Consider the following 5934-nt stretch of genomic DNA (forward strand, 5'->3'; position numbering starts at 1 on the left):
AGGCAGCCCTGGGGGATCTTAAGAGAGTTAATACCCTTTTGGGTGGGCATGCCGTGGGAATTGCAGGTCTAAAACCCTTCCTTTCCCGGGAGACGCCCACACACATCCTGGATATAGGTTGTGGGGATGGAGAATTTCTAAGGCACTTGCATAAGTACTGTCGAAAAATGCGATTTAAGGCCCGTCTTACCGGCTGGGATCGCAACGCAGAAAGCCTGGAATCGGGCATTATGCAAAACACTTCTGATATGGAGATTAAATATGAAATCCGGGACATCCTTGAGCCCCCCGAGCTGCCCAAAGGGGATTTTGTTATCATCTGCAACCTCTTCCTGCATCATTTTACAGACGAGCAGATCCGGAAAATGCTCTCCTACTGGTCCAACTCCGGGTGCAAAGCCATTGTTATCAATGATTTAGACAGAAACCCATTGGCGTATTACTTATTTCGGCTATTTGGGGTTATTTTTATGAAATCAAAAATTGCTATTCACGATGGACTGATTTCCATCCTAAGGGGATTTCGGAGCTCCGAATTGGAGCAGTTTAGCCAAAGTATTGAAGTTGCAGCCTATCATATTCGATGGAAATGGGCTTTTCGGTACCTCTGGATCCTCTACCTTAAAGAAAAAGAATGACTGATGTTCGTATCACAAGTGCCGCAAAGGCCTTGCCTGAGTTCGCGCGATTAACTTCAGAGATATTGCCTTTTGTTCCCTTGTGGTTGCACGGAGAGCCCGACCGCCTTATCCGTAAAGCTGTAAAGATTTTCGAAGGAGCAGGAGTAGACCGGCGGTATGGGATTATGGATGCTGAAGCTGTTTTTACGTCCACTTCCTTTGAAGATCGCAATCGCGTATATGCCCGAGAGGTTAGGAAGCTCGGAAAAGAAGTACTGGCCAAAGCGCTGGCAAAAGCATCCTGGGAAGGGGATAGCCTGGATTACCTGATCACCGTGAGTTGTACGGGCATCATGATTCCCTCCCTGGACGCCTACCTGATCAACGCCCTTTCCCTCCGGGGTGATGTATGTCGCCTTCCGGTAACGGAGATGGGCTGTGCAGCGGGAATCTCCGGCTTGATTTATGCCTACAATTTTTTAAAAGCCAACCCGGGCAAGCGGGCCGCCGTTATCGCCGTTGAAAGTCCGGCTGCCACTTTTCAGTATACAGACCACTCCATGGCCAATATCATCAGTGCCGCGATATTCGGCGATGGCGCCTCTTGTGTGCTGATGAGTTCAGAACCCGAAACGGAGGGTCCCAGGATTCTCGAAGAAGGCATGTACCACTTCCCGGAGACCACGCATTTAATGGGTTTTGACCTTACCAATTCGGGCTTAAAGATGATTTTGGATCCGGCCGTGCCTGAAACGATTTCAGACCACTTCTATCCGATGCTCGGGCCTTTCCTGGCGAAGCAGGATAAAGAGCTTTCAGATTTGAAACATCTAATTTTCCATCCCGGTGGAAGAAAAATCGTCCAGACCGTTTCTGAACTCTTTAAAGGGCAGGAGGCGAACCTGGATGATACCCGGGAGGTGCTCAGGTGTTTTGGCAATATGAGTAGTGCGACCGTACTCTATGTCCTGGAGCGTTTTTTGGAAAGGGAGATCCCCGCGGGAGAACTGGGTCTTCTCCTGAGTTTTGGCCCTGGATTTACGGCCCAGCGCATTCTGTTAGAGTTTTAGAAGTATGATGAACGATGTCCCGCATATCAAAGATTTTGCAATAGTTCTCGGGGGTAGTCAGGGCCTGGGTCTGGCCACGGTGCGGAAATTGCTCCTGGAAGGCATCCCTGTTATTGCAATCCACCGGGATATGCGAAAGGATATGGAGCAAATAACTGTGGAATTCGATTCCCTCTCCGGGGGGAGCACTCCTTTTTACAGCATACATAAAGACGCAATAAGGGAAAAGGGGCAGGTGGAAATACTCCGGGAAATCAAAAAAATCCTTGGACAAGGTGCAAAAGTCCGACTGCTGGTGCACAGCATTGCAAAAGGAAATTTAAAACCCATGACCTCCGATTCCCAGGCACCCACCCTCTCGGGAGAGGATTTTGTATTAACCGGGGAAGCCATGGCTTACAATATGTACCGCTGGGTGAAGCTGCTCTTTCGGGAAGGGCTTTTTGCTTCCAACTCTAGCGTAATCGCCTTTACCAGTGAAGGGAGTAGTAGGGTGATTCCGGGCTATGGAGCAGTGGCCGCAGCCAAGGCCACCCTCGAGGCGATCATCAGGCAGATCGCCGTTGAGTTTGCACCTTGGGGCCTGCGGGCCAATGGCCTGCAAGCGGGGGTAACCCCAACCGATTCGATGAAGCGCATCCCGGGAAGTGCGGAAATACTGATGCGTACCACTCAGAGAAACCCCTCGGGAAGACTGACAAGGCCTGAGGATATTGCGGATGTTGTATATCTCCTGAGCCGTCCCGAGGCCGCATGGATAAATGGCACCATCATAAAAGTAGACGGAGGGGAAAGTTTGTGTTGAGTATGAAGAAAGAATTCACCGAAATCCTCGATCAGTTGCCCTACGCCCCTCCATTTCGCTTTGTGGATGGCCTGACACTCCTAACCCCGGAGTCTGTAGAGGGGTTTTACACCTTTCATGCAGAGAGTGAGTTTTACAAAGGTCATTTTAAAGACTTCCCTGTAACCCCCGGTGTGTTATTGACCGAATGCTGTGCCCAGATAGGTTTGGTTTGTCTGGGGATTTACCTCTCCGGCTCCACGGGAGAAGTCTTACCGGAAGGGGCTGCCGTAGCCATGACAGAATCCGAGATGGAATTTTTAAAACCCGTTTTTCCGGGGGAACGCGTCCGGGTCCGGGGCGAAAAGGTCTATTTCCGGTTTCAAAAGCTCAAAGCAAAAGTATTCCTGTATACCGCCAATGGCGAACTCGCTTGCCGGGGCCAAATCGCTGGGATCATTAAATCTGTAGACCGATGAAGCGCAGGGTAGTCATCACGGGTATGGGAATTTGCGCACCAAATGCGATAGGACTTCCTGCTTTCAGGCAAGCGATGTTTCAGGGGGTATCAGGTTTACGACACCTGCCCGAACTGGAAGCGTTGGGCTTCAGATGCCAGGTGGGCGGTATTCCGGAAATTTCAGAACAAATATTACATGAATACTTTAGTACATTAGAAATAAGAGGCTTATTATCAACTGGTTTGATTTATGGAACTGTTGCAGGTATCGAAGCCTGGAAACACGCCGGACTGGTGATGGCGGACGCAGAGAATCCGCACTGGGATTCCGGAATTATTTTTGGCACCAGTATACTTGGGGTCGATAAGTTTCGGGAGTCGATCTTAAAAATAGACCAGGGAAATGTACGCAGATTGGGCAGCACTGCGGTTCCACAGACCATGGCGAGCGGAATTAGTGCATTTCTGGCAGGTAAGATCGGATGTGGGAATCAGGTCAGCAGTAATTCTTCAGCATGCAGTACAGGGACTGAAGCCATCCTTATGGCTTTTGACAGAATCCAAAATGGAATGGCGGATCGGATGTTGGCGGGGAGCTGTAGCGATAGTGGCCCATATGTTTGGGGTGGCTTTGACGCCATGCGCGTTGTGCCTTCCGGATTTAATGAGGAACCTGAACGGGCAAGCAGGCCCATGGCGGAGTCAGCCGCAGGTTTTGTCCCCTCAAGTGGTGCAGGAGCCCTGGTCCTGGAGTCCCTTGAAAGCGCCCTGGAACGGAAAGCAAATATCCACGCGGAGGTACTTGGGGGGGCTGTGAATTGCGGCGGACAGCGCGGGGGAGGATCCATGACGGCCTCGAACGGGAAAGCTGTTCAGCGCTGTATCACCGAAGCCCTTCGCACCACAGGTTTAAAAGGGGCGCATATTGATGTTATCAACGGGCACCTTACGGCGACTGCACGGGATGCTGAGGAGGTTTTTAACTGGTCTCAGGCTCTTGGGAGAAGTGGGGCTGACTTTCCTTTGATCAACTCATTTAAGGATGTGCTGGGCCATGGTTTATCGGCTTCCGGAAGCATGGAATGTGTAGCGGCAATACTCCAATTCGAAGCCCGTCAGGTGATCGGAAACCGCAATGCTACAGATCTGCATCCTGAAATCAGTCAACTTATTGACCCCTCCCGGGTTCCTCTTGAAAATACACCCTCCTCACCTGAGACCATTGCAAAAGCCAGTCTGGGCTTCGGAGATGTCAACGCTTGTGTTATCTTTAAACGCTACGATTAAATTTCTATGGAAAAAACTGATTCGTACAAAGAACTTCTCGAAATCATCGGCCCATATCTTCCTGAAGATGTCGATCGGGACACCATTGACAGGGACAGTCATCTAATTAACGAACTAAATATTAATTCAGCCCATCTGGTCGATATTGTGTTGGATCTGGAAGATCAATACGACATCCTGCTGGAAGACGAGGACATGCAAAAAATGCAGACTGTGGGAGACGCCCTGGAGATCATCAGCCGCAAAACAAAGGGAAAAAACGGGTAAGCTCCATTAAAACCACAGGAGTTACATCCCCTTAGGGATCTTACCCCAGAAAGGTTTGCGTTATACCGGTATTCGGAATATTTTTTGCGTCTACCCGGGGATTCAGGCCCGATGCTTCATTTTGTCCTTGCGTTTTCGCAACTGGCGCTCCAGATCGTTTACGGTCTCTGTGATCGATACTTCAAAGGTGCCATGGCTGGACTCTGCGAAGACCAGGGGACCGGGCAGACTCAGGCGAATCTTACAAATCATCCCGGTTTCAGGGCTGGCTGTATTCTCTTTCTTAAACAGAACCTCTGCACGAATGAGAAAGTCGTATTTGTCAAAAAGTTTTTGGAGTCTTTTGGCGGTTAATATCTCCAACCGGTCGCTGGCCTTTACCGCATCGTATTGAAAGTTGATATCCATGCACTTTTGTTTTTGGAAATTTACTGAGTGTTACCCCAATTTCCAAATTTAACCCAGCCTTATATATGACTTAAGTCAGTTTGGAATCCTGAGGTCTGTTAAATAATTGATATCATTTACTTTTCAACCTATTTCGGCCCTTGAAAGGAAGCCTAAAAGTGTAATTTTAGAGATCACGTCTAATTTTTTAAAGCATGACCACCAAACCACTTCCACAAAATCCGTCAGATGGCCTGCCTGTCAGGGTACAACTTGATCGGCTGCGGCATTTGGGAGGTCAACTCAAAGTTTTTTTGGGGTATTATAACCAGGAACCCCAAACCAAGGATCAATTTGTGCAACGGGAGATGCTTAGGGCCCGATTGCAGACCCTGGAAAAACGATGCCTGGCATTCCGGAATTTCAGAGATAATGAACAGCGGATTCGCGATAAATCCCGGGAAGATCTAAACCAACTTATCCGCGATTTCCGGATGCTTGAAATCCAGGTAAAAAGTTTTAAGCAACGACAGGAAAACCTCTAGCTAGCTACCCTCCTCGGGCTTGTCCGTTTTTTCAGGAATGTACAGGGAGGCGAGAATCCCACCAACCAGAGCGAGGACAATTACCGACAGGGAAACCCATTCCTGCAGATGCACATAATGGGAGAGGAGCATTTTAATCCCTACAAAAGCGAGAATGACCACGAGGCTGTAATTGATAAAACGAAACTTAGTCAACATCCTGGAAATCAGAAAATACATGGAGCGCAGTCCCAGGATGGCCAGAATATTCGAACTAAATACAATAAAGGGGTCCGCCGTAATGGCCAGGATGGCGGGGATGCTGTCCAGTGCAAAGAGGATGTCCGTAAGTTCAATGATGATCAGGGCGACGAAAAGTGGGGTAGCTGCCCGGATCCCGAGGCGGTTGATAAAAAAATGATTGCCATCAATGCTCGAGGTAATCGGAAAAACTTTTGAAATCTGACGGAAAACCACAGATTCCTTGGGGTTGAATTCATGGGAATCTGCTTTGAGCATCTTAAACGCAGTATAG

Annotated in this window: 9 protein-coding genes; 7 read left to right on the top strand and 2 right to left on the bottom strand. The window is 49.0% G+C overall.

Annotation, left to right across the window (positions count from 1 at the left end; genetic code table 11):
• The 6 genes from WBV75_RS12115 to WBV75_RS12140 form a co-directional block, all read left to right on the top strand.
• On the top strand, positions 1-638 hold a 638-nt coding region (locus WBV75_RS12115), incomplete at its 5' end, for a methyltransferase domain-containing protein (RefSeq protein WP_424120852.1).
• Positions 635-1690 carry a type III polyketide synthase gene (locus WBV75_RS12120; RefSeq protein WP_424120853.1) on the top strand — a complete coding sequence of 352 codons (1056 nt, stop codon included), beginning with the start codon at positions 635-637 and terminating at the stop codon, positions 1688-1690. The genes WBV75_RS12115 and WBV75_RS12120, both read left to right, overlap by 4 nt.
• A gap of 4 nt (positions 1691-1694) precedes the next feature.
• Positions 1695-2495 (top strand): SDR family oxidoreductase, encoded by an 801-nt coding sequence (locus tag WBV75_RS12125; protein WP_424120854.1) that lies wholly within the window; start codon positions 1695-1697, stop codon positions 2493-2495.
• Positions 2496-2497: 2 nt separating this feature from the next.
• Positions 2498-2953, top strand: coding sequence for a 3-hydroxyacyl-ACP dehydratase FabZ family protein (locus WBV75_RS12130; RefSeq protein WP_424120855.1), 456 nt, complete (start codon positions 2498-2500; stop codon positions 2951-2953).
• The gene (locus WBV75_RS12135) at positions 2950-4221 is read left to right on the top strand and encodes a beta-ketoacyl-[acyl-carrier-protein] synthase family protein (protein ID WP_424120856.1); all 1272 of its coding nucleotides are present in this window, start codon (positions 2950-2952) and stop codon (positions 4219-4221) included. The genes WBV75_RS12130 and WBV75_RS12135 overlap by 4 nt, the downstream gene beginning before the upstream one ends.
• 6 nt (positions 4222-4227) lie before the next feature.
• On the top strand, positions 4228-4488 hold the full coding sequence (locus tag WBV75_RS12140; protein WP_424120857.1) for an acyl carrier protein: 261 nt from the start codon (positions 4228-4230) through the stop codon (positions 4486-4488).
• A 102-nt stretch (positions 4489-4590) separates the two neighbouring features.
• On the opposite strand, the gene WBV75_RS12145 is transcribed toward WBV75_RS12140, so the two are convergent.
• Positions 4591-4896, bottom strand: coding sequence for an HPF/RaiA family ribosome-associated protein (locus tag WBV75_RS12145; protein ID WP_424120858.1), 306 nt, complete (start codon positions 4894-4896; stop codon positions 4591-4593).
• Between the two features lie 194 nt (positions 4897-5090).
• On the opposite strand from WBV75_RS12145, the gene WBV75_RS12150 reads away from it, so the two are divergent.
• Entirely contained in the window at positions 5091-5420 is a 330-nt protein-coding gene (locus WBV75_RS12150; protein ID WP_424120859.1) for a hypothetical protein, read from the top strand.
• Here the strand turns inward: WBV75_RS12150 and WBV75_RS12155 are convergent.
• Positions 5421-5934 (bottom strand): TerC family protein (locus WBV75_RS12155; RefSeq protein WP_424120860.1); only part of this gene is annotated, 514 nt, incomplete at its 5' end. It lies immediately after the preceding gene.

This window comes from Robiginitalea sp., from assembly GCF_049588695.1.
GTDB lineage: Bacteria > Bacteroidota > Bacteroidia > Flavobacteriales > Flavobacteriaceae > Robiginitalea.